The sequence below is a fragment of the Flavobacterium acetivorans genome, assembly GCF_020911885.1.
In the GTDB taxonomy this organism is placed as follows: domain Bacteria; phylum Bacteroidota; class Bacteroidia; order Flavobacteriales; family Flavobacteriaceae; genus Flavobacterium; species Flavobacterium acetivorans.
Genome location: NZ_CP087132.1, coordinates 3219636 through 3245325, shown reverse-complemented (window position 1 = coordinate 3245325; position 25690 = coordinate 3219636). Strand labels below are relative to the sequence as shown.

General features: G+C 35.3%; 17 protein-coding genes. 3 read left to right on the top strand and 14 right to left on the bottom strand.

Annotation, left to right across the window (positions count from 1 at the left end; all coding sequences use genetic code 11):
* Positions 1-157 precede the first annotated feature (157 nt).
* The 13 genes from LNP19_RS14080 to LNP19_RS14020 all read right to left on the bottom strand — a co-directional run bounded on the left by LNP19_RS14080 (position 158) and on the right by LNP19_RS14020 (position 17036).
* Positions 158-1447, bottom strand: a complete 1290-nt coding sequence (locus LNP19_RS14080; protein WP_230062529.1) for a DEAD/DEAH box helicase — start codon at positions 1445-1447, stop codon at positions 158-160.
* Positions 1448-1776: 329 nt separating this feature from the next.
* Entirely contained in the window at positions 1777-2637 is an 861-nt protein-coding gene (gene ypfJ, locus LNP19_RS14075; RefSeq protein ID WP_230062528.1) for a KPN_02809 family neutral zinc metallopeptidase, read from the bottom strand.
* A gap of 68 nt (positions 2638-2705) precedes the next feature.
* Positions 2706-6776 (bottom strand): PAS domain S-box protein, encoded by a 4071-nt coding sequence (locus tag LNP19_RS14070; protein ID WP_230062527.1) that lies wholly within the window; start codon positions 6774-6776, stop codon positions 2706-2708.
* A gap of 181 nt (positions 6777-6957) precedes the next feature.
* Entirely contained in the window at positions 6958-7728 is a 771-nt protein-coding gene (locus tag LNP19_RS14065) for a DUF2189 domain-containing protein (protein ID WP_230062526.1), read from the bottom strand.
* 68 nt (positions 7729-7796) lie between these two features.
* The gene (locus tag LNP19_RS14060; protein ID WP_230062525.1) at positions 7797-9125 is read right to left on the bottom strand and encodes an aldehyde dehydrogenase; all 1329 of its coding nucleotides are present in this window, start codon (positions 9123-9125) and stop codon (positions 7797-7799) included.
* A gap of 19 nt (positions 9126-9144) precedes the next feature.
* Positions 9145-10494 carry a DUF5723 family protein gene (locus LNP19_RS14055; RefSeq protein WP_230062524.1) on the bottom strand — a complete coding sequence of 450 codons (1350 nt, stop codon included), beginning with the start codon at positions 10492-10494 and terminating at the stop codon, positions 9145-9147.
* Between the two features lie 48 nt (positions 10495-10542).
* Positions 10543-11232 (bottom strand): RluA family pseudouridine synthase, encoded by a 690-nt coding sequence (locus LNP19_RS14050; protein WP_230062523.1) that lies wholly within the window; start codon positions 11230-11232, stop codon positions 10543-10545.
* 26 nt (positions 11233-11258) lie between these two features.
* Entirely contained in the window at positions 11259-12077 is an 819-nt protein-coding gene (gene panB / locus LNP19_RS14045; RefSeq protein WP_230062522.1) for a 3-methyl-2-oxobutanoate hydroxymethyltransferase, read from the bottom strand.
* A gap of 151 nt (positions 12078-12228) precedes the next feature.
* Positions 12229-13656, bottom strand: coding sequence for an L-serine ammonia-lyase (locus LNP19_RS14040; RefSeq protein ID WP_230062521.1), 1428 nt, complete (start codon positions 13654-13656; stop codon positions 12229-12231).
* Between the two features lie 206 nt (positions 13657-13862).
* Positions 13863-15545, bottom strand: coding sequence for a Na/Pi cotransporter family protein (locus LNP19_RS14035; protein ID WP_230062520.1), 1683 nt, complete (start codon positions 15543-15545; stop codon positions 13863-13865).
* Between the two features lie 141 nt (positions 15546-15686).
* Positions 15687-16190 carry a MepB family protein gene (locus LNP19_RS14030; RefSeq protein WP_230062519.1) on the bottom strand — a complete coding sequence of 168 codons (504 nt, stop codon included), beginning with the start codon at positions 16188-16190 and terminating at the stop codon, positions 15687-15689.
* Between the two features lie 8 nt (positions 16191-16198).
* On the bottom strand, positions 16199-16588 hold the full coding sequence (locus LNP19_RS14025) for a DUF1398 domain-containing protein (protein WP_230062518.1): 390 nt from the start codon (positions 16586-16588) through the stop codon (positions 16199-16201).
* A 10-nt stretch (positions 16589-16598) separates the two neighbouring features.
* On the bottom strand, positions 16599-17036 hold the full coding sequence (locus tag LNP19_RS14020; RefSeq protein WP_230062517.1) for an acyl-CoA thioesterase: 438 nt from the start codon (positions 17034-17036) through the stop codon (positions 16599-16601).
* Between the two features lie 433 nt (positions 17037-17469).
* On the opposite strand from LNP19_RS14020, the gene dnaK reads away from it, so the two are divergent.
* Complete coding sequence (dnaK, locus tag LNP19_RS14015) at positions 17470-19353, top strand: molecular chaperone DnaK (RefSeq protein WP_230062516.1); 1884 nt, start codon at positions 17470-17472, stop codon at positions 19351-19353.
* A gap of 211 nt (positions 19354-19564) precedes the next feature.
* Here the strand turns inward: dnaK and LNP19_RS14010 are convergent, their stop codons facing one another.
* Positions 19565-22126 (bottom strand): zinc-dependent metalloprotease, encoded by a 2562-nt coding sequence (locus LNP19_RS14010; protein ID WP_230062515.1) that lies wholly within the window; start codon positions 22124-22126, stop codon positions 19565-19567.
* Between the two features lie 317 nt (positions 22127-22443).
* Between LNP19_RS14010 and corA the strand changes: the two genes are divergently transcribed.
* A complete protein-coding gene (corA, locus tag LNP19_RS14005) occupies positions 22444-23514 on the top strand; it encodes a magnesium/cobalt transporter CorA (RefSeq protein WP_230062514.1) in 1071 nt (356 codons plus the stop codon).
* A gap of 74 nt (positions 23515-23588) precedes the next feature.
* The gene (gene pta, locus LNP19_RS14000; RefSeq protein WP_230062513.1) at positions 23589-25682 is read left to right on the top strand and encodes a phosphate acetyltransferase; all 2094 of its coding nucleotides are present in this window, start codon (positions 23589-23591) and stop codon (positions 25680-25682) included.
* The last annotated feature ends 8 nt before the right edge of the window (positions 25683-25690 follow it).

Genomic DNA, 25690 nt, shown 5'->3' with positions numbered 1-25690 from the left:
AAAGGGTAGTTTGAAAATAAAACGCTCTAAATAGCCCCGTTTTAAACGAAAAACCTTGTGAGGTTGGCGTTTAGCCCTCACAAGGTTTGTAGTGTATAGTCAGACAAAACATCTATAAAAACGAAAATATGCTGCTCCTAAAAAGATTAAAAATTAATTATCTATTAGAACGTCTGTCATTATTTGTATTAGTACGTCTTGGACCAAAACTGTTGTTGCTGCTACGGTTTGTAGTATCTGTTTTTGGTTTTTTAGGAGTCGAATTGCGCTGCGGTCTGCCTTGCCCTTGTTTGATAGGTTCTTTGGAAGCGTTTGGATCGGGTTCGAAACCTTTTATATTCTCTTTGGGTAATTTCAAACCAACTAATTTTTCGATGTCGCGTAAAAAAACGGTTTCGTCAGGGCTAAATAAAGAAATGGCTTCTCCGCTTGCTCCGGCTCTTCCCGTTCTGCCTATGCGGTGCACGTAATCTTCGGGAATATTAGGCAATTCAAAATTAACAACATGCGGCAATAATGGGATATCTAAACCTCGGGCGGCAATATCTGTAGCGACCAAAGCGGTTAGGCTTCCGTCTTTAAAACCGGCTAGGGCTTTGGTTCTGGCGCCTTGCCCTTTATTTCCGTGAATGGCAGCGGCCTTAATTCCGGCGCTAATCATGCTTTCAGTCAGTTTGTTGGCGCCTTGTTTGGTACGGGTAAAAACCAAAATTTGTTTCCAGTTGCCTTCCGTAATCAGTTTAATGATTAGTTCTGTTTTTTTCTCTTTGGCAACAGGATATATTTTTTGAATAATAGCATCAACTGTTGTGTTTTCTGGCGTTGCTTCTACCTGAACGGGTTTGTGCAAAATGCCCATGGCCAATTTCTTGATGTCTTTGGAAAAAGTTGCCGAGAACAATAAGTTTTGCCTTTTAGAAGGTAATACTTTCAGGATACGTTCGATATCACGTAAAAAACCCATGTCGAGCATGCGGTCTGCTTCATCTAAAACCAAAATTTCTACTTTTGATAGTGATACCAAGCCTTGATTTTGCAAATCGATTAATCGACCGGGAGTGGCAACTAAAATATCGACACCTTGACGCAATTGACTCACTTGTGGATTTTGATTTACACCTCCAAAAATCACGGCAGAGCGTAAATCTAAAAATTCACTGTATTCTTTGATATTGGCCAATATCTGAGCAGCTAATTCTCGTGTTGGAGTTAAGATCAAGGCACGAATGGGTCTTTGTCTTAGGTGTTGTCCTTGTGATAATAATTGCAATATGGGTAACGTAAAACCAGCTGTTTTTCCTGTTCCTGTTTGTGCAGATGCTAATACATCTTTGCCTTCTAAAATGGGTGGAATTGCTTTTTGTTGTATTGGAGAAGGAGTAGAATACCCTTTTTTGCTGATGGCTTTTAATAAAGCATCAGATAAACCTAATGAGTTAAATGACATAAATGGTGTTTATGAAGCAAACCCAATTATTTAGTTTACTTCTTTAAGTGGTGCAAAGGTACAGCTAATTTTCCCGATCTGGTTTTGATTGCTTGATATTGTTTCAATATAGGAGTATACTTGGTTTTGACTGTTAGAAAATAGCAGTATTTTAGCCGTTGGCTGTACTTCAATTTATGTAATTTTTTAACCACATAAAAGCATAGATTTTATAATTTTCCAAAGGCGTTTCACTTTATTATAGAAAATCATAGCTAGATGAGCCCAAAAATTGGGCTATTCAAGCTTTTTTTTATGTTTCTATGTGGTTAAACTTTATATCCAATAGATTAATTAATTTCGGCAAAAGTGTTTCCTTGAGTTATATCCCCGGTTTTATATCCTTTCATAAACCAATATTTTCGCTGTGCGGATGTTCCGTGAGTAAAGGATTCCGGAACAATATGACCTTGTATCTTAGCTTGAATGGCATCATCGCCTACTGCTTGTGCCGCACTTAAAGCTTCGTCTATGTCACCTTCTTCAAGAATGTTATTCATTTGTTGGTTGTAATGAGTCCAAATTCCGGCATAGAAATCTGCCTGTAACTCTAATGCTACAGATAATTTATTGGCCTCAGCCTTCGTTTTTCCTTGTTGAAGCTGCCTCATTTTATCAGAAGTTCCTAGTAAGGTTTGAACATGATGACCAATTTCGTGTGCAATTACATAGGCAGTGGCAAAATCACCTCCTTGGGCACCAAATCGTGTTTTTAGCTCTTCAAAGAATGCTAAGTCCATGTACACTTTTTGATCACCGGGACAATAAAAAGGGCCAGAATCTGAAGTGGCATTTCCGCAAGCCGTTTCTACCGCACCTTCAAATAAAACAAGTTTAGGTTTTTTATAGATTAAATTATTCTCTTGGAATATCTTAGTCCAAGCATCTTCATTGTCAACTAATAGTGCATTTATAAAATCTTGTTCCTCAAGTTCTTTAGCTGTAAGATCTCTTTGCTCAGTAGGAGTACTTTGCCCTTGATTCATCTGTTCTAAAACTGGGGTGAGCATTTGGGCATTTTCTCCGCCAAATATATTTAACAGCAAAATAATGATTCCTATAATTCCTCCACCAACAATGGTTTTTCCTCCCGAGGACATTCCTCTTCTATCGTCTAAATTTTCACTTTTTCTTCTGCCTTGCCATTTCATAGTATTTTATTTTTTTTCTGTTGTACTAAAGTAAAAAATAATTTGAAGTAAAGGATCTACTTTTGTAATCAGTTGATCCATTTGTTAATGATTTCTTCAATGATTCCTTTTTTAATTGGTTTTGAAATGTAATCGTTCATCCCAGCTTCAAGACATTTGTTTTTTTCTTCTTTTTCGACACCGGCAGTTATGGCTATAATAGGGATTTTTTGACCGGATGCTATATTTCGTATTGCTGTAGTGGCTTCATAACCATTCATTATAGGCATTTGTATGTCCATAAAAATAATATCAGGCAGGACATTTTCAAATTGGGTAACAGCATCCTTTCCATTCTGAATTTCTGAAATAGTAGCTTCTGAAAATAGGTTTTTAATGATTGTTTTTAACAATAGCATATTGATTTTGTTATCCTCAACAAGCATTATTTTGAGTTGTTTTGAAATTAGTTCTTCTTTGATTTTAACGGTATCATAAAGTATTGGAGCACTTATTTGGGCAGTATCTTCAGCAATTTGATTGCTGATTTTTAAGTCTAGATCAAAATAAAAAGTACTTCCTTGATGGATGGTACTTTTCAGTTGTAAATGACTGTCCATTAAAGCTAACAATTGGTTTGAAATAGTAAGTCCTAGTCCGGTTCCTCCATATTTTCGGGTGGTGGAGTTGTCTTCCTGAGAAAAAGCTTTGAATATTTTTGTTTGGTTTTCTTCAAGGATACCAATACCGGAATCAATTACGGCAAATCGAATAGTTGCTTGGGAATTATCAACTCTTTTTAAAATCGATACATTCAGTTTAACAGAACCTTTTTCGGTAAATTTGATGGCATTGGTCAAAAGGTTGATTAGAATTTGTTTTAATCGAACAATATCGGCCCAAACATAAACGGGAACTTCGGGGCTTATATTTATTTCTAAATCCAGATTTTTTTGGATAGAAGCAAATAACACCAGATCCATGGATTGATTAACGATTTCCTTGATTTCATGCTTTTCGATGTTCAAATCTAGTTTTCCGGCTTCAATTTTAGAGAAATCCAGGATGTCATTTAGTATTTCTAAAAGCGATTGGGCCGATTGATTTACTGTCATCATGTGCTTTTTCTGAATTTCTTCAAGCTTGGTTTTCATCAATAAATCCGTAAACCCGATGATTCCGTTTAGTGGAGTTCTAATTTCATGACTCATATTGGCCAAAAATTCTGATTTGGCTTTATTGGCCGCTTCGGCAAATTCTTTTTCTTTTATAGCATTTTCAGTTTGTTTTCTTTTTGTAATATCGATGTAAATCCCTTCTATATAGGTAATTTCATCGTTTTTATAGATTACTTCTCCAAATTCTTCCACCCAGGCAATTTCTTTGTTTTTTCGTTTGATTCGATATATGGAATGGATGGGTTTGCCCTTTTCTATGGCTTCAATTTGTTCAATAATTGTGTTATTTCTATCATCAGGAACAATCAAGTCCATAAACCTCAATTTATTGGAAAGAAAATGAGACTTAGGATAACCGGTTAGTTTTTCAATTTCGTCGTTGATATAGATTTTACTGGCATCAGCATCATATCTGGCTAGATAGACTGTGCCAGGAATATTATTAGCCAGCAATCTAAATTTTTCTTCGCTCTCATAAATAGCTGTTTCATTTTCAATTCGCTCAATTGAGGAAGCTATATTGCGAGCTAAAGTTTGTAAAATATTGATTTCATCTTCGGACCAATTTCTCTGTTCTGTTGAATCATCAAAACCTAGAAATCCGTGAAATTGTTTTTTGACAAAAACAGGGAAAAGTATGAGTGATTTGACCTGTAGGTCTGCCAGTTTTTTTTGTAATGATTTATTCTCTATTTCAGATACGCTGGCTTTGTAGATTTCATTATTTAGTAGAGGATGTAGGAGTTCTTCAAAATAGGCATAGGGTATGTTTTGAAGCGTTGGATTTTTCTCTGTTAATGTTTCCTCGTCATAAAACCATCTGTATTTTTGACTGATGAGTTTTTCATCGATTTCTTTTTGATAATAATAAACCCGTTTGGATTTAGTGGCCTTTCCCATGATGATTAACACATCTGAGAGAATGGCGTCTATGTCTTTAGAGTTCAAGAATTTTTCAGTACACAGTGCCATCGCAGATAAAAGCTCACTTTTGTATTTTAGTTTTTTCTCTGTTTCGTATCTCATATTGGTGATTATAGTCATCGATATGATATCAGAAACGGATCTGGAGAAATTAATATCCTCATTGTCCCAATGTTTTATTTTATCAATAACTTCAAAACAAATGATGCCTTTTAATTCTCCATTAATAAGTATTGGGTTTTCTAAAATGGAGCATATTTTGTTCTTGACGATATAGTCATTGTAGAATTTTTGCGAATATAATTTTTGTGAACTCTTATTTGTATGGATGTCTGTGGTTACTATTTGAGTTTTATTTTCAAGGGTAATAAAGTAGTCTGGATATTCTTTTTGGGTTAGTTCATGGCCTTTTTCAAATTCTTTCTTTTTCGAATTATATAATTGCTGACAATAAATTTTTTCAGGCGAATATTCCCAATAACTTACCTGATCAACATCAATAGCTTTTGTAGAAATTTGTATAATAGTTTTCAACTTGGTTTCTAAAGTTTCATCATGAGAATAGCTTTTTTCTGTGAAACCTTTTAAAGCCTTGGTGTATTTTATGTTTTTTAGCTGCCGTTCTGTTTTTTCTTTTTCGGAGTTTTTTATGTAAGTAATGTCTCTGGCAATCCCTGAATAACCGATTATTTTTCCCGAATCGTTTCTGCGAATCATTACTTTTTGAGAAATCCATATCGTTTCACGGTTCTTTTTCAATATTGGAACTTCAACCATCGGATACTCAAAATCAATTCCTTGAAAATTATTATATAAGGGAAGTACTTTGTTTACATAACTCTTTTTTATGAAAAAGGAAAAATGTTTAGTTAAAAGCTCCTTTTTTTTATAACCCAAGGTTTTTATGATGAAGTCATTGACAAATGTGATATTGCCTTGACAATCGGTTTCATAAATAAAATCAGTTGCGGTTTGAATTAAATTTTTATATTGATTGTGAATGTGAATTTCATTGGTTACATCTTGTCCAATCCCTAAAATTAAATCAGCTGAAAATTTTTTATAATTCCATTGTATGAATTTATATTCTCCGTTTTTACATTTAAGTTTCTTAGTGGATATATTATGCTCTTGGAGATTTTGAACGCGTTCATTGTCTTGGGATTTAGAATCTTCGGTCAATTTCCAATAGCTTGATCCTAATACTTCTTCAACAGAATAACCTAGAATGGGTTTTATGGTTTCACTGCAAAAAATAATGTCCCAATTTTTATTTGTAGCCATCACCAGTGAATTCCCTTCATGAATGATCTGATTGTTAAAAATAAATTTATCCTTAATATCCGTTCGGGTCATGTGCCTGATATAATTAATACCCAAAATAATTAAAGAATAATTGAATATGATTATGATCGTATTAATAGAAACCGATTGAAATAACGAAATGAGAATCAAATAAATATAAACTCCTGTAATAAAAGTCCAATATAGTTTGATGGGTTTAAAAATATTATAGGAAAAGAAAATAAATAGCAGAAAAGCAACAATAGGTATTCCGTCTGTAGGGTAGATGACTAGATTTCGAGATACATAAGCAAAAAAAATCAGGAAAATAAAGCGAAATATTTTTTGGATATTATCAAAAACAAAGGAAGATTTTCTGCTGATAAAATAGAGAGAGATTAAAACGATGGCAATAATGGAATTGTTTAGAAGTAAGCTTTTTGGTCTAACTTTAAAAATTTCAAAAGTAGCTTCTAGAACTAAGATGACAACTCCAATCAATAAAAAATAAAGCTGACATTCTTTGTTCTTTAATTTTTCATCTAAATGATTTTCTACAAACTTATTGTTTAAGGCATATTTAACTTTGTAAAATTTTATAACTAAGAGAAAAATAAAAAAATAAACAAAGGGGATTATTGAGCTAAAAAGATTCTCATTAATTGAAAATTCATCAATTAATTGATAGGATTTAGTAATTAAAATGGGACCATCGAGACTAAAATCATTCAAAATTGTATCTAAAGGCAATAGAAAGGCATCGCTTAATTGCATAAAAAAATGCTTAGGTTAAAAAGGGCTGATTTGGAAATTAAAGCTTTGTTAAAAACATTAGAAAATTAAGGCTTTTTTTTATATAAAAAAAGCCTTAATTTAATATATTAAGACTTTAGTTGTTTTTTCTTAGTAAAAAAAAGGAGTAACTACTTTTTTAAATTATTTTTAATAAAGATTTTTAAAGCATTAATTCTGAATCTGATTCTTGTCCAATAATTTCATTATAAGCCGTATAGTACATAGAATAAAGAAAAGGAATCGTGAAAAAGATACCAATACAGCATCCAATAAAACCTACTAAGGCACCAATAAGTGCAATAATTACTAACGCCAGAAGAGCCAAAGGTTTTTTGGAAACAATTATAAAACTAGATTTAATTGCAGTAATAGCTCCTAATTTTCCAAAAACAATAAGTGGTACGGTCAAAAAGCTAAAAAAGGAAATCAAAGCTCCGATAATAGCTCCAATAAAGACATAACCGTTTGTTTCAAATAACATTGATAAGCCGGTATTAAATAATAACAGGACAAATGTTGCGATACCTATTTCTATAAGGTAGGGAGATTTGTAGTATTCAAACATAGTTGAAACATGAAATTCGATATCTTTTTTAGCACAATCGGCCATTTTATAGAAACCAGCAAGAAAGGGTGCCAATAAAATAGAAAGCAGCATATTGACTCCAATATAAATCAATAAAGGAACTCCAGTTAAATTTTCAGGACTGTACTGTTGGATATTTTCTGGATTTAAATGATCAATTCCAAAAAAAGAAATTAGAGTAGTCACCGCTATCAAGCCAAAGAATACAAAGAAAACAAATAACATTAAACCGGCATAAAGCGCAATTTTTTTATAGTTTTCAAATGCTCTATTTATCACGGCATCAAAATCTAGTTGATATCCATTTCTTTTTATTTCTTCAATTCGGTTTGCTATTGGTTTCATTTATAAAGTGGTAAAATGTTATTGTTTGAATTTTTATTTTAAAATTAATGTATTTACAATGAACTTAGTTACAGCCATTTCAATATTCTTCTTATGAGTTTTAATTTGTCCTTATATGGGGCATATCGCATCGGTAAATCGAGCCAGTTTGCTTTTTTGACAATTCCTTTTTGATGAGAAAAAATATCAAAGCTTAAACGACCGTGATAAGCACCTATTCCGCTATGACCTACACCTCCAAAAGGCAGTCTTTTATTCGAAAAATGAATTACAGTATCGTTGATACAACCACCGCCGAAGGAATAGTTTTGAATCATTTTATCGGTAAATGTTTTGTTTTCTGAAAAAACGTACAATGATAACGGTTTTTCATATTTGGAAATAGTATTCTTGATATCAGTTTCACTTTCATAGCTGATTATTGGCAATAATGGGCCAAAGATTTCGTCCTTCATGATCAAACTATCCAGTTTGGGTTCATCGATCAGCGTTGGAGCAATGTAAAGTTCTTCAGCATCTGTTTTTCCTCCAAAAAGGACTTTCTCGGGCTCAATTTGGCGAACTAATCGTTCCCAATTTTTAAGATTGATAATTCGGGCAAAGTCTGGAGATTCTTCAGGATTTTGGCCGTAAGCCAATTTTATTTCTTCTTTCAAATAGTCTATGAATTTTGCTTTCATGTCTTTTTGAATCAAGATATAATCGGGAGCGATACAGGTTTGTCCTGCATTTATAAATTTACCCCAAACAATTCGTTTGGCGGCCAGTTTTAAATTGGCAGTTTCATCAATGATACAGGGATTTTTTCCTCCAAGTTCTAAGGTAACAGGTGTCAGATGTTCGGCAGCGGCTTTGGCAACTATTTTCCCCACGGTCACACTTCCGGTAAAGAAAATATAATCCCAACGTTGTGAAAGCAATTTCTGGGATATTTCTGCGTCACCTTGAATCACTTCAACATGGTTTATATGGAAAGTTTCTTCTATAATTTGGGCAATTATTGCAGCAGTTTTAGGAGTGAGTTCCGAGGGTTTTAGCACCACTTGGTTTCCTGCGGCAACAGCAGATATTAAAGGACAAAGCGCCAGTTGAAACGGATAATTCCAAGGTGCAATAATCAGTACTTTTCCGTAAGGTTCTTTGTAAATGAAATCTTTTGAAGGAAAATTGAGAATAGAGGGCAAAACTTTTTTTGGTTTTGCCCATTTATTCAAGTTCTTGATGGTATCTTTTAGTTCGCTGATTACGTAATTCGTCTCAGTCAAAACGGCTTCAAAAGCCGGTTTTTTGAAATCATCGTACAAAGCTTTAACAATATCATTTTCATGAATTATAATCTGGTTCAGAAGCTTTATTAAAGTTTCTTTTCGGTATTTTAAGTCGGATCTATAATTCATGTTTTTTGTTTTTAAAGGTTTATCTCAATCTCAATCGGTAGCCTAAATAAACATCGGCTTGTTTTGTATCGCTGGCCAAAGCCGTTACAATAGAACTTGATCCAAGGTAGAAACCATAAACTCTAAATCCAAATCCACCTGTTGTTCCAGAAATTTCATTTTTGGCCCATGGAGAGTAAAGTTCGAAGTTTTTCAGGGAAAATCGAGGAGTCAACGATATAACATTTTGCGTTGTAATTTGGTCGTTTGCTGCATCACTGTTCAATTTTTGTTGCGTATACAATGAAACAAAAAATGTAGGAACTATTTTTAAATCTACGTAGGCCGAAAATACAGTTGGCAGTTTTACTTTAATTTCTGATTTCGATTCGTTTTTAGTTAAATAACCACTATTCAATAAAAGAGTTTCCGCATCTTGAAGACTTTCTACATTTTGAAAATCATTCAGGTTAAGTCCAGGATTGATAACTGTTCCCGTAGGAATATTCAGAGCATAATTTGTCGAGGAATTACCGGAGTCTTTAAACGTCATTCCACCTATATTTTTAACGGCTAAACCAGCATTAAGTCTGTAACTGTCTTTGTCTTTCAATTGGTAGTTTACACCAAAGTCAGCTGCAAGTCCGTTCATATTTCCAAAAAGAGATTTGGAATAATCTCCAAAATCAGTAAAACTACCGGTTAAATTTCCGGAGTAAGCAATGTTTAAGGAAGCATTAGTATCATTCAGATAGGCTTCATTGAGAACATTGTCTATTTTTCCTTGGAATTTATCGGCACCAAAATTAGTGTAAGAACCAGGGAACAATAATTTTAATGTGGCACCGGCATTAAATTTATGGGTTTCATTTTCGAATAAATTTCGAGAAACAGAAAGACCAAGTTCTCCCCAAGAAGTACCGTTCAATCGTTGGTTGTAATTATTACTTATTAAAGAGGTTCCAATCACCGAGCCTAATGTTCCATCGTTTATTGATTTTCCCAATGTTGGGTCAATGTCAACCAAGTTTAATTTAGCGTAGGCTTTTGTACTGATTCCAAAGGCCCATTTATTCAATCTCATCGCAAAACCCGGACCGTAGATTTCGGCATCGATACGCATATTTACTGGTTTGTCTCCTTGAAAAATAAGGTCTTCTATATTATCGGAGTTGATAATATCGTTGAATCCCACTTTATTATTAGAAGCGTTAATGCTTAACGAAAAAACATTAACATCGTATTTTGAACTCAAATTAGATAGCTCGGCTGGATTTACAGTAGCGCTAAGTATTCCAACGCCGTTTGAGTTTTTTATGCCTGAGAAATGATCTTGGGCAGCCATTGAAATTGAAAATAAAGAAATGAAAAGGGGTAAAGCTTTTTTCATAAAATGGAATAGATAATAGGGATTAGTTAGTTTTTGATTTAATATTTTTTAAATAGCATTCCAAATAGCATCATCAGGAACGGGGGCTATGATTTCGATATTTTCTTTTGAAACAGGATGGATAAAAACCAGTTTTCGCGCATGCAGATGGATTCCACCGTCGGGATTGCTTCGGTCAAAACCATATTTAAGATCTCCTTTTATCGGGGAACCAATGGCCGAAAGTTGCGCCCTGATTTGATGATGACGCCCGGTATGCAGATTGATTTTTAAGGCGAAATAATTATTGAGTTCCTTGATGATCTTATAATCCAGACTTGCTAATTTACTGTCAGGAACTTCTTTAAGATGCGCTTTGGAAGTATTGTTCTTCTCATTTCTTTTCAAAAAATGAATCAGATTATCTTCAGATTTGGAGGGTTTGTTTTTTACAATTGCCCAATAGGTTTTTTGCGTTTCCCTATTTTTGAATAATTCGTTTAATCGGGTTAAGGCTTTTGAGGTTCTTGCAAAAACAACAATTCCCGTGGTGGGCCTATCTAATCTGTGGACAACGCCAAGAAAAACTTCGCCCGGTTTGTTGTATTTATCTTTTATGTATTCTTTGACTACCTCACTCAGCGGTTTGTCTCCCGTTTTATCGCCTTGCACGATATCGCCAACACGTTTGTTCACCACAATAATGTGATTGTCTTCATGAAGGATTTGGAGGTTGTTTTTGTTAGATACTATTTTCATAATAATTCCCCTTTGGGGTTAGGGGCTTAATATTGCTCATTTACATTAGGAAAATCGGAGGATTTCACATCGGCAACGTATTGGCCAATTGCGGCTGTCATTCCTTCGTACAAGTTCATATAGCGACGCAAAAAGCGTGGGCTAAATTCATTGTTCATTCCCAACATATCGTGAATGACAAGGACTTGACCGTCAACGCCGCCACCGGCTCCAATTCCAATTACCGGAATCGAAATGCTTTTGGCTACTTTTTCGGCTAAATCAGCAGGAATTTTTTCTAAAACTAGTGCAAAACAACCGAGTCTTTCCAGTAGTTTGGCATCTTCAATCAATTTATCGGCTTCTTCTTCTTCTTTGGCACGAACGGTATAAGTTCCAAATTTATAGATGGATTGAGGCGTTAAACCCAAATGTCCCATAACGGGAATTCCGGCGTTTAATATCTTTTTGATGGATTCCTTAATTTCTTTTCCACCTTCCAGTTTTACGGCATGTCCGCCACTTTCTTTCATGATTCTGATCGAAGAACGCAAAGCTTCTTTAGGATCTGATTGGTAACTACCAAAAGGTAAATCAACCACCACCAAAGCTCTTTCGATTGCTCGAACTACAGAGGAAGCATGGTAAATCATTTGGTCTAAGGTGATGGGTAAAGTCGTTTCATGACCTGCCATAACATTAGAGGCCGAATCCCCAACAAGGATAACATCGATACCGGCAGTATCCACAATTTTGGCCATTGTATAATCATAAGCCGTGAGCATGGAGATTTTCTCGCCATGGGCTTTCATCTCGATTAGCGACTTAGTGGTAATTCTTTTGTAATCTTTTTTTGCTACAGACATTCTGTTCTTTTTTTAGGAGTTGTAAAAGTAATAAAACAAATTTGGATGCAACAAAAAAAGGGATTCGACTTTTGCGGAATCCCTTTCTTTAAATTGAAGTTGTTTTTCAGAGCTTAACACTGTTATTAGCGATGACAAACGCTGCTTTGTTTTAACAATCGGCGAGGTTTACGGCAATTGCCAGTCCTCCTTCTGAAGTTTCTTTGTATTTATTATTCATGTCTTTGGCGGTTTGCCACATGGTATCGACTACTTTGTCTAAGGGAACTTTGGCATTTTTTGGGTCGGTTTCTAAGGCCAATTCGGCGGCATTAATGGCTTTTATGGCGCCCATAGTATTGCGCTCGATGCAAGGAATTTGAACCAAACCGCCAATAGGGTCGCAGGTCAATCCCAAGTGATGCTCCATCGCAATTTCGGCAGCCATTAAAACTTGTTCGGGAGTTCCGCCCATTAGTTCACATAAGGCTGCGGCGGCCATAGAAGAGGAAACCCCAATTTCGGCCTGGCAACCGCCCATTGCGGCTGATATAGTGGAACCTTTTTTGAAAATACTGCCTATTTCTCCTGCGACCAATAAGAACTGTTTGATTTCTTTTTCTCCGGCTTGATGGTTTTCGATCACCAAATAATACATCAAAACGGCAGGAATTACGCCCGCACTTCCGTTTGTAGGAGCGGTAACAATTCTTCCTAAGGCTGCATTGACTTCATTTACTGCCAAGGCAAAACAGCTTACCCATTTCAGGATTTGACGAAATTTCACTTCGGTGAGTCGAATTTGCTCCAGCCAACTTTGAGGGGAATTATAATTGGATAAACCAATGAGGTTTTGGTGCATGTCGAATGCTCTTCGGCGCACATTCAATCCTCCGGGAAGAATTCCTTCAGAATGACAACCAATATACATGCATTCGAGCATGATATTCCAGATACGAATGAGTTCGTGATTAATCACTTCTTCAGTACGCATGGATTTCTCGTTTTCATAAACGATTTCCGATATTTTTTTGTTTTCAGTTTTGCAATAAGTCAAAAGCTCAGCCGCTTTGTCAATTGGAAAAGGAAAAGAACATTCTATCTCGAGATTCTTTTTAGCATTTTCTCGTTCTTCTTTGACTACAAATCCGCCACCGATAGAGTAAAATGTAGAAGAATATTCGGTGTCATTAGTTAAATAAGCGGTAAAAGTCAATCCATTAGCATGAAAAGGCAGGAATTCTCTATTGAAGGCAATATCTTGTAGAAAATAGAAAGGAATTGCAAATTCGTTGGCTAATAGAATTTCGTTTTTATCTTCGATAGTTTTTATGATTCCTGCAATGTTTTCCACCGGAATGTATTCAGGATCCTGACCGCTTAAACCCAGCATAACGGCTAAGTCTGTGGCATGTCCTTTTCCGGTAAGGGAAAGCGAGCCGTATAAGTCGACTTTGACTCTGTTAATTTGATGTAATAAATTTTCGTCCCGAAGTTCAGCCAAAAAACGTTCGGCAGCACGCCAAGGTCCTAGAGTGTGTGAACTGGATGGACCAACACCAATTTTTAACATATCGAAAACAGAAATACATTCTTTCATGACTAAACGAGGTTTTAAAAGGCAAATATATATCAAAGAAATATAGAAATCTTAAGAAAAACGCTTTCAAATGTTGTTTTTAATAATTAATATCCCTGTTTTTAATTAATCAGATAGTAAACGCCTTAAAAGAAGTTATTTTGCTTTTAAAGAAAATATGGATTATACCAAAGTTAAAGAAGTTAAGAGGATTATAGTTGTAATAATCAAGTTTTGTAGGTTGGAATTTCATTAAATTCTTGAGCTTGTTTTTCCTTCAATAGAAAATCTTTTAGAGCAATTAACATCGCTTTATTAGAAGTAAATAATTCTCTATTGAAGTTGATTACCGTTGTAATATCAATATTTTGAATAGATGTATTTTGCGCTTCCGCATAGAAATTGTTAAGGGCTTCGGTGTAGTTTTGCTGTATTGAATCAAAAAGGTATTGAAGATTTTCAAAACTGGCTTTTTTTTCAAAACTCAGAAGAGCGCCCAATTGTAGATAGAGTACTTCGGTTTCTTTTTTATGGTGAATAAAGAAATTATATTTTATTTCCTTCGAAGAATTTCTTAGGTCATTAATGTTGGTTGCAATGTCTTTTATGCTTTTTACGGAATGCATCGAACTGCGAACTGCCGAAATTAATTGATTCAATTCAGAATATTGTTCCGATTCTAATTTGGGTCTCAGACTCAAATAAAACGCTTGTAACTCGCCTTGGAGTTGTTTTAGAAAATCATATTTTTCTGCCGTATTTTTTATAAAGTATTTCCGTTTCTCGTTGATGGTTTTAAATTCTATATTTCCTTGAATTTTTTGACTTTCAATTTTAAATAATTCCAAATTAAAGAGCATGGAGTTATGGATAAAATAGTTAGTTTCTCTTTTAAATAAATCCAAAGCAGTCAGTGGCTCGGCAGTAGTTGCATTGCCTATAAAGGCCGTAATAGCTCCATTTGTATCTTTGAAAAAGCGTTCCAGAAACTGGGTAAAAGGATCCAGTATGGGTAAGAAAATAATAATCGACAACAGATTGATTAGACTCGAAAAAGTGACAAGACCTATCAAGGAATCTTTGATGTTAAAAATATCGGTTATTAGATAAAGGATGGGTTTTAATAATATTAAAGTAAATAAGGTAACAAAAACATTGAAGAGGAGATTACCTAGAACAACCCTTTTTTTGGATGCGTTTCCGCCAATAGCGCCCAATACAATTTTAATGGTAGTACCGGTTTCAGAACCCAACACAATTGCAGCCGCTATAGGAAAACTAATAGCTCCTACATGAAGAGCGCTCAGTGTAAGCGCCATAGTTACAGAACTCGATTGTACGAGCATGGTGATGATAAAACCAATTAGTAGAAAACCAATCAGGGGTATTTCGGCATATTTCGAAAAATCAAAAATTTTCACTTGTGACTCCATAGCTGTTCGCATAAAGGCTAGGCTAATAAACAGCAAACCAAAGCCTAATAGAAAAAATGAAAGGTATTTAAAGGTTTTTCTGCTTCCAAAAAGAATAAGAAGAAAACCACCTATGCATACCGCTGGATAGGCCACGATTTCAATGTCCATTCTAAAACCAAGAGTAGCTACGAGCCAGCTGGCAAGTGTTGTTCCAAGATTGGCACCCAAAATAATGGCCATGGCATTTTTCATCGTAAATACGCCAGCACCCACAAAAGCCAAAACCATAAAAGAAACCATGGAGCTGCTTTGAAGAACAGCGGTGACAATGGCACCGCCGCTTACAGCACCAATTTTATTTTTGGTAATGCGTTGTAAAAAAAGCTTAAAATTTCTCCCTGAAAGATTTTTCATGGATTCTTCCAGCATGTACATGGCAAAAAGAAATAAGCCTATGCCAGCCAGAAGCCTAAAAATATGATCCAATGTTTCCATGATAAAAATTAAACTTAAAGATAGGGATAAAATAATTTATCCTCTATGACTAAGAAGAACTTCTTTATAAATCAAAAAAGGAATCGGGTTTTTAAGGGGAAATGTCTTTAGGTATATTTTTAATTCAATTAAAATAGAATATCATTCGATAGCAAAATACTTTCGGATCAATCCTATATTAATGGGTTTATCTTCTGGAATTTCGATAAAATATTCCAGCTGCCATTGCTGTGTTTTTTGAGCTTGCTTATTTAGGTCTTTATCCCAAGGCGGATAAACGCGTATGGCTCGTTTACCTTCTTTAAACTCGTCAGAAAGAATGCCTTTATCATATAAGACCGCTTTTGGAAAAATAAATTGTCCAAAATGGTTTTCCTTTAAGCAGCTGATAATAAAAAAATCAATCTTGTCTTCAATATGAAAAGGGGTAATTGGACCATCTGGGTTTCTTTTCCATAAAGTTACAAATTGCCCTGTTTTAGTAGGAGTTATTTTTGCCAAACGATAACAGACTATATTTTTGTCAAGGCTAAAAGTATGTGCTTGGTATTCTTTACTTTCTTTTTCGGCAATTGGTTCGCTACAGACAAATCCGCAGGGACTAAAAATCAATTCCTTGGCTAGTAGTAGTTCTTTTGGAATCATTTTAAATTTTAAAGCTGAATTTTTTCAATCAAAATACTTGTACTGGTAGCATCCATATAGGTACAAGTCATCTCGATGATGTCTACACGCCACTTTGCAATACCACATTGTGCTGCCTGTTGGCAAAAAGTAAGATAGTCCGTTTGACCGTCCTGATGCATCACTAGAAATTCAATAAAACGTTCCTTGTTTGCAATAGGGGCGATCTTTATTTCATCATATTTTTCATCGGAGTTTACGTGGTAGTCGTTTGCACCATAATAAGAAGTGTCGCCGTTATGGACATAAGTATCGTAGCCTTTTACGCCTAAATTGATTAAATCTTGGATGTAATTAGGGAAATCAGCACCTGTTTTTACTTTGTCATGTGCTTGTTTAATTTGTTCTATGGTAAACATTTTTTATTTTTTAAAGTTGAATAAAGTCATCGCTTTTTGGGAAAATGGATAAGGCTTTTATTGCTATTTCCGGAACAGGATTGGCTAATTTGCGCAGTTTGGTGTCCATCCAAGCGCCATCGACAGTGATTGTGGCACAAATTTGATCTTCTTCGTTTCGGAACTCATGAACGATGGACCAGCGCGAAGCATCGGCTTTCATTTTAGATACTTTGGTATGCATGAAAATGATATCCGAGAGTTTTATTTCTTTTCTAAAAATACATTCTTCTCTAAAAAGTACGGGACCAAAATGATGCATTTGAAAGGCTTTTATGGTCAAGCCAAGACTTTCCAGAATTTCGATACGATGTTGGGCGCCAAAGTCGTAATAAGCACTGTGGCGTACGTGAAAATTAGGGTCGAGATCTGACCAGCGAAAGGAAAGTTGTTTGCTAAAAGACGTCATTGTTATTGGAATTAAATTGCGGTTTATTCTCTAAAACGGGAATTTTGGCGTAAAATTAAGGAATTCAAATGAAGTAGACTTCAGGACAACATTGTTTTTGCTGGTGAATTAGCTTGGTTTAAAAATTCTTTATGGAAATGCGAAATCCCTAGCCCCGATAGTAGCGGCATCTTTTATGGACTTTCTTTAAGGACATAAAGATAGAGCGCATAGCGGGATTGGCTTCTTGTTTCAATTACGTCCAAGATGACAGTAGGAATTGATTCTTTTCTGTGGCTGTCAGTTTGCCTGAAATGTCATCTTGTCAGATTAATTTACGACAATTTTAACAATTCCTGACAATTTCTAGTAGCCTCTGATATTGGCACAGTGATTGACTTATGCACCTTGAGTTATTAAAATGAATGTATATTAAAATTTAAATATAATAAAAATGGGTAAAATAATCGGAATTGATTTAGGTACGACCAACTCTTGTGTTTCTGTAATGGAAGGTAATGAAGCAGTTGTTATTCCTAACGCAGAAGGAAAAAGAACAACGCCATCTATCATCGCTTTTGTAGAAGGTGGAGAAATTAAAGTGGGAGATCCTGCAAAAAGACAAGCAGTAACGAATCCTACCAAAACAATTGCTTCTATTAAACGTTTTATGGGTCATTCTTTTAGCGAAGTTTCGGCTGAAGCAAAAAGAGTTTCTTACAAAGTAGTAAAAGGAGACAACAATACGCCACGTGTGGATATTGATGGTCGTTTATACACTGCTCAAGAATTGTCAGCAATGACACTTCAAAAAATGAAAAAAACTGCTGAAGACTATTTAGGTCAAACAGTTACTGAAGCAGTTATCACTGTTCCTGCTTACTTTAATGATGCACAACGTCAAGCTACAAAAGAAGCTGGTGAAATTGCAGGTCTTAAAGTAATGCGTATCATCAACGAGCCTACAGCTGCAGCTTTGGCTTACGGATTGGATAAAAAAGGTAAAGATCAAAAAATTGCTGTTTACGATTTAGGTGGAGGTACATTTGATATTTCTGTTCTTGAATTAGGAGACGGAGTTTTCGAAGTATTGTCTACAAATGGTGATACTCACTTAGGTGGAGATGATTTTGACCACGAAATCATTGACTGGTTAGCTGACGAATTTAAAGCGGAAGAAGGTATTGACTTGCGTTTAGATCCAATGTCATTGCAACGGTTGAAAGAAGCTGCTGAGAAAGCAAAAATTGAATTGTCTTCTTCTGCCGAAACTGAAATCAACTTGCCTTACGTAACTGCTACGGCTTCAGGACCAAAACACTTAGTTAAAAAATTAACTAGAGCTAAATTTGAGCAATTAACTGACGCATTAGTAAAACGTTCTATGGAGCCAGTTGCTAAATCATTGAAAGATGCAGGTTTAACTGTTTCTGATATTGATGAAGTAATCCTTGTAGGAGGTTCTACTCGTATGCCAAGAATCGCTGAAGAAGTTGAAAAATTCTTTGGTAAAAAAGCGTCTAAAGGAGTTAACCCTGATGAGGTTGTTGCTATTGGAGCAGCTATTCAAGGTGGAGTTCTTTCTGGAGATGTAAAAGATGTATTGTTACTTGACGTTACTCCTTTATCTTTAGGTATCGAAACTATGGGTGGAGTTATGACTACATTAATTGAGTCTAACACTACTATCCCAACTAAAAAATCGCAAGTATTCTCTACTGCTGCAGATTCTCAACCAACTGTTGAAATCCACGTATTGCAAGGAGCTAGAGCAATGGCTGCTGATAACAAAACAATTGGTCGTTTCCATTTAGATGGTATTCCACCAGCACCAAGAGGAGTTCCTCAAATTGAAGTAACTTTTGATATTGATGCCAATGGTATCATCAAAGTTTCTGCAACTGACAAAGGAACTGGTAAATCTCATGACATTCGTATCGAAGCTTCTTCTGGATTAACAGCTGAAGAAATCGAGAAAATGAAAAAAGATGCTGAAGCTAACGCTGAATCAGATAAAGTTGCAAGAGAAAGAGCTGAGAAATTGAACGAAGCAGACGGAATGATCTTCCAAACTGAATCTCAATTGAAAGAGTTAGGTGATAAATTATCTGACGAAAACAAAGTAGCTGTAGAATATGCATTGACTGAATTGAGAATGGCTCACCAATCTCAAGATATTCCTGCAATTCAAACTGCATTAGATAATATCAATGCTGCTTGGAAAACTGCTACTGAAGCAATGTATGCTCAAGGTGAGCAAGGTCAAGCTGCTGCACAGCCACAAACTGAAGCAGAAGGTGACAATGTTCAAGACGTAGATTACGAAGAAGTAAAATAATTTTGATACCGTAGAGACGCACCGCGGTGCGTCTTTACAGTTAAAATGATAAAACCGGGCGATAGCCCGGTTTTTTTGTGGTTTATTTTTTCTGCAGAGACGCATGTGGTGCGACTTTACAGTTAAAATGAAAAAACCGAGCTGGAACAGCTCGGTTTTTTATATAATTAAAATCCGCTGTGATAATTCTTATCGCAGCGGATTTGTAGTTTTATTTTGGATCTAACGCTTTTTCGATACGAACCGCTAAATCTTGTAAATGCAATCTACTCATTCTGTCGGTTGTCTTTAATGCTGCGGCTTTTAATCCTGTTTTTAAACTGATTAATTGTCCTCTGGCAATAGAAGGCAAGTCAGTTTCGTTTAGGTTGACGGTCTTCGAGTTAAAACCATAAGTCACTCCTACAGGGACATTTCGTATTGTTGTTGTTCCAGGAGTCAACAAAGCGCAAACTTTACTTACGTATAATTTTTGCATATTTCTTCTATAAATGTCTATCGAAGCATTGGTTTTTAGTTCAGAGAAAATACCGTTTTTAAGATCAGTAAGTAATTCATCTACGGAATAGTAGTTTTTGCCAGCAGAAGTTGCTTCAAGTAAACGCACCATTCTGTCACCTGCCAATAAGCTAGTCAAGGTAGAATTTTGCATTGCTTTTATCGATTCAACGCCATTTTCAGGACTAATTTTCGAAAGAATATTTGGATCCATTAACCATTTTGGAGTTGAGAATAATTGAGCATTTAAAAAACTTACAGCCTCTTTTTGAATTTCTTTTGGAACGATTTCAAATTGATTTCCTCCCATATCATAGGTTGTAGGAGTGTCATAAACACCACCTACGTTTTTAGTGACATGGCCCATATATCTTCTAAATTGTCCGGTAAGTGCGTCATAAAGATCCTCAAGTTCAGCATAACTTTCGCCTTTTTCTTTACTCCATTCTAATAAGTTAGGAAGAATTCTTTTCAGGTTTTTGATCCCATAAGCTGAAGCTTTCATTGCATTATCGCCAATGTCTTCTGTCTGGTATCTAGGGTCATAAGGACTCATTTCAGTACCAAACCATAGACGGCGGTCTTTGTAAGCTTCTTTGGTCATTTCATTCAGAATGGCTTTTTCTTCCTTTTCGTTTTGAGCTTCAGGGAAATAAGAATAACCCCACTTTATCGCCCATTTGTCATAGTCTCCAATTCTAGGAAAAAGACTTGTAACTCCATCTTCTGGTTGTGCAACATAATTAAAACGCGCATAATCCATAATAGAAGAAGTATGCCCAAATTTATCTTGATAGGCTGCATCTCTCAGTTTTTCTACAGGTGTAGCTGAACTAGCTCCCATATTATGACGAAGACCTAAAGTATGTCCTACTTCATGTGAAGAAACGAAACGGATTAGTTGGCCCATCAACTCATCATCAAATTGCTTCTTTCTTGCAGCAGGATCTACAGCTGCAGTCTGGATCAGGTACCAGTCACGTAATAAACTCATTATATTATGGTACCATCCGATGTGGCTTTCTAAAATTTCACCAGTTCTTGGATCATGGACATTTGGTCCGTAAGCATTTTGAATTTCGGCAGCAAAATAGCGCAATACTGAAAAACGGGCATCTTCAAGACTCATTGTAGGGTCATTTTCCGGCCAATATTCACCGCGAATAGCGTTTTTCCATCCTGCATGCTCAAAAGCAACCTGCCAATCATCGATTCCTTGTTTGATGTATTTTTTCCATTTCTCTGGTGTAGCTGGATCAATATAATAAACTATCGGCTTTTCTGGCTCGATCAATTCGCCTCTTTTTTGTTTTTCAGCGTCTTCTTTAGATTTTGGTTCTAAACGCCATCTTACGGCAAAGATTTCCTTATCTGATTTATGCGAATCATCTTCAAATAAACCATATTGATTGGCAAAATAGCCCACACGTGCATCAAAAGATCTTTTGCGCATTGGTTTTTTGGGTAAAGCAATCATAGAAGTGTTTAATTCTACTGTAAGGACTCCGGAATCTAGGGCTGCAGGCAAGTTTGCACCTATTTTTGGTGCTGGACTCAAGGAAACCAAATTTGGTACAGTCGAAAAAGTTTTAACTGTTCTAATTTCGGTATTGATAGGATAACTGCTTATTTTTTGGATAAAAGAGCGGTCTTTTTGGAAAGCTTGAATGCTAAGACTTTGTTTTTTGGCAGGATCCAAAGAAAAAGTTTGTACATCAGTTTCAAAAGTTGGAGTCATGTCAATAACATAGGAAGCTTCCGTTTTTTCTTTGTCATTTTTCTTGATAGCCAAAATATCATAGCTCGCAATTATAGGATTAGCCGATGAATTATTAACGGCTTTGGCTAAGGGTTTATCTTCAGCCGATGACATGATAACATAAGTAATGGAACGCAATAGAATAGTATTGTTGATTCCTTTTTCAAATTGAATTACCTGTTTGTTTATTTCTTCTCCACCAAAAATACCTCCACCGGCAGGAGTTTTAGAAAAGCGGGTGATGGTCATGATTTCAGTACCTAAAAGATCAGCAGGAATTTCAAAAAGGTATTTATTATCCATTTTATGGATATCAATAAGTCCTTTTTGCGTTACAGCAGTAGAGTCAATAACCTTATTGTATGGTTTTGGTCCTTTTTTTTCTTCCGGTTTTTTAGCGGCTGGTGCTGAAACAGAACTAGTTTGTTTGTCCTTCTTTTTCTTGCTTTGGGCTAATGTTCCCTGATGGAGACCTAAGAGTAGACAGGTACTGATTAAAATTACTTTTTTTTGCATTTAATTAAAAGATTAAAATTGTTTAAAGAATAGTCATCAATTGATGAAATTTGTTACACATAATTAATTAATTTTTTTACTTTTTTCAAAGATAAGATTATTTGTAAGTATTCCTGTATATAATTATTAATAGGGTCAATTGAATTAATTTTTAGAATATGATTTATCTCATGAAAAATAAGGTTTGTTCCAATTAATTTTGGCTTTTGAATTGGAGGAATAATTGATTTAAAGTCTACAGCTACTGATTTCAGAAATGTTAAGGAGATGCACATTGACAAAAGTTTTTTGTAATATTACTCTATAAATAATTTTGAATGAGAAAAATTAAATACAAGAAAGGAAGGAAACTGCAACCGTTCAGCCTTGAATACACTGGTATTCATAAGAGCAAGGAATCAGAGATGCAGCTGTTTGTATATGATAGTTTTGATCTGATAGAATATGAGGATTTTAAGGTTCAGGATTTGGATAAATATATCAATATCGAAAAAACAAACTGGCTTAATTTACATGGTTTAAATAATGTCGAATTGGTAAAAACAATTGGTAGTTATTTTGAAGTTGACAATTTCATGCTTGCCGATATTTTGAACACCACTAAAAGAACTAAGCTAGAAGAACTTCCGGAAATGCTTTTTTTTAATATCAAATCGCTTTTACCTGTGGAAGATTCTGATAATATACGAGTAGAGCAGATTAGTTTTTTGATGAAAGAAGGAATTTTGATTTCGTTTCAGGAAAAACGTTCTGATTTTTTTGCGCACATTCGCGAACGTATTCGTACTCATTCTGGAATTGTAAGAATTAAAAAAGCCGATTATTTGCTGTATATTTTGCTCGATGCCATTATGGAAAATTTCTATATCACCATCGAAAATGAAGAGGATAAAATAGAGAATTTGATTAATCTGTCTAAAAATAGTGCCGATCCTATTATTTTGGAAAAAATCGAAAAACATAGGGATAATTTTAATTTTCTAAAACGTTCTATTGTTCCGCTTCGGGATTCCTTGTATGATATAAAAAGTATCAAAGAGGATAATTTGTTCAATGTCATGGAAACCGACAGTTTTATTTTTTTTACCCGTCTGCATCAAAAAAGTTTGGAACTTTTAGAACAGATAGAATCTGATATGGGTTCGCTGGAAAGCGCTTCGAATTTCTTTTTTTCGGCCCAGACGCATAAGATGAATGAGATTATGAAAACGCTTACCATAGTATCGGCAATATTTATTCCATTGACATTTATCGTAGGGGTTTATGGGATGAATTTTGAACACATGCCCGAACTGAAATATGAAAATGGTTATTATACCGTTATGAGCATCATGGTTTTTATAGGGATAATGATGGTGTTTTATTTTAAAAAAAGAAAATGGTTTTGATAGTATTAAATAGTTCTATGTGAATAAAGATTGGTCATTTTATATTGGCATACAAAACTTAAAAAGAAAAAGCAATGAATAAGGCGATATATATTGCAACAAGTGAACATAATAGCGGAAAATCAATAGTTACTCTCGGTTTGATGAGTATGCTTATTGGGAAAACAGCCAGAGTAGGTTATTTTAGACCTATCATAGAAGATTTTGACGATGGCAAACTAGATAATCATATCGAGACGGTGATTTCTCATTTCGGATTAGACATTGCGTTTGAAGATGCCTTTGCCATTACCAAAAGCAAGCTGATAAAAAAGAAGAACAAAGGAAAAATAGGAGAAGTTCTGGATTTGATTATTGAGAAATACAAAAAATTAGAAGAACAGTTCGATTTTGTTTTGGTTGAAGGCACCAGTTTTAGCGGAGAAGGAACTGTTATAGAACTGGATATGAATGTGCTAATAGCCAAAAATCTGGGGATACCAACTATTATTGTGGGTTCTGGAGTTGGTAAAACACTCGAAGAATTGATAGATAGCCTTTATTTGGCCTACGATTCCTTCAAAGTCAAAGAGGTGGAAGTATTGGCTGTAATAGCCAATAAAGTGCAGCCCGAAAACATTAGACTGGTAACAGATGGTTTGAAAGCGAGTTTACCCAAAGAGGTTTTGGTAAACGCTATCCCTATTGTTTCCAGTTTGAATAATCCTACCATCAAAGAAATAGTTGATGTACTGGGAGCAAAAGTTTTGTTTGGAGAAGAATTTTTAAACAATCAGGTTGGTAATTTTAGTGTGGGTGCCATGCAATTGCGCAACTATTTATTGCATCTGAAAGAAAATGCTCTTGTAATCACTCCGGGCGACAGAGCCGATATTATCCTTGGTGCATTACAAGCCAATGAATCAGCAAATTATCCTACGATTTCAGGGATTGTTTTAACGGGAAATATTTTACCGGAGGATAGTATTATCAAATTGATTGAGGGATTGACTACCATTGTGCCTATAATTGCTGTGGCAGGAGGAACTTATGAAATCACCAATAAATTAGGGAACATAAAGTCTAAAATTTATGCCGATAATAAACAAAAAATAGAAAGCTCTATAAGTGCTTTTGAAAAATACGTAGACCTGGATAATTTGTCCAAAAAACTAAGCTCTTTTGAAGCGGAAGGAATGACACCCAAAATGTTTCAATACAATTTGGTAAAAAGAGCCAAACAATATCGTAAACATATCGTTTTACCCGAAGGAAATGACGAAAGGATAATAATAGCAACTTCCCGATTATTGGCCATGGATGTGGTTGATATATCCGTCATTGGAAATAAAAAACAGATTGAAAACAAAGTGGCCGAATTGGGAATTGCTTTTGATTTTTCGAAAGTGAAAATCATCAATCCAATCGAATCGGAAAAATATGAGGATTATGTAAAAACTTATTATGAGTTACGAAAAAACAAGAACGTTTCTATGGCTATGGCCAAAGATTTAATGGAAGACGTTTCTTATTTTGGAACCATGATGGTCTATAAAGGTGATGCTGACGGAATGGTTTCCGGTGCCGCACACACCACGCAGCACACCATTTTACCAGCCTTGCAATTCATAAAAACAAAACCGGATACTTGTATTGTTTCTTCTATATTTTTCATGTGCTTGGAAGATCGGGTTTCTGTTTTTGGTGACTGCGCCATTAATCCAAATCCAACGGCGGAACAATTGGCCGAAATTGCCATTTCCTCAGCCGATTCGAGTTTGGCATTTGGTATAGAACCAAAAGTAGCGATGCTCTCTTATTCTTCTGGCGCATCAGGAAAAGGAGATGAGGTAGATAAGGTAAGAACTGCCACCGAAATAGTGAGAAAAAAACGCCCCGACTTGAAAATTGAAGGACCAATACAATATGACGCGGCAGTAGATATGGAAGTGGGACAAAGTAAAATGCCAAATTCGGAAGTAGCAGGACAGGCAAGTGTGCTTATTTTCCCGGATTTAAATACGGGAAATAATACTTACAAGGCCGTTCAGAGAGAAACCAGCGCTTTGGCAATTGGACCTATGTTGCAAGGTTTGAATAAACCGGTCAATGATTTGAGTCGTGGTTGTACGGTAGATGACATTATTAATACGGTTGTGATTACGGCCATCCAAGCCCAAGGATTTTAGAAAGTTTA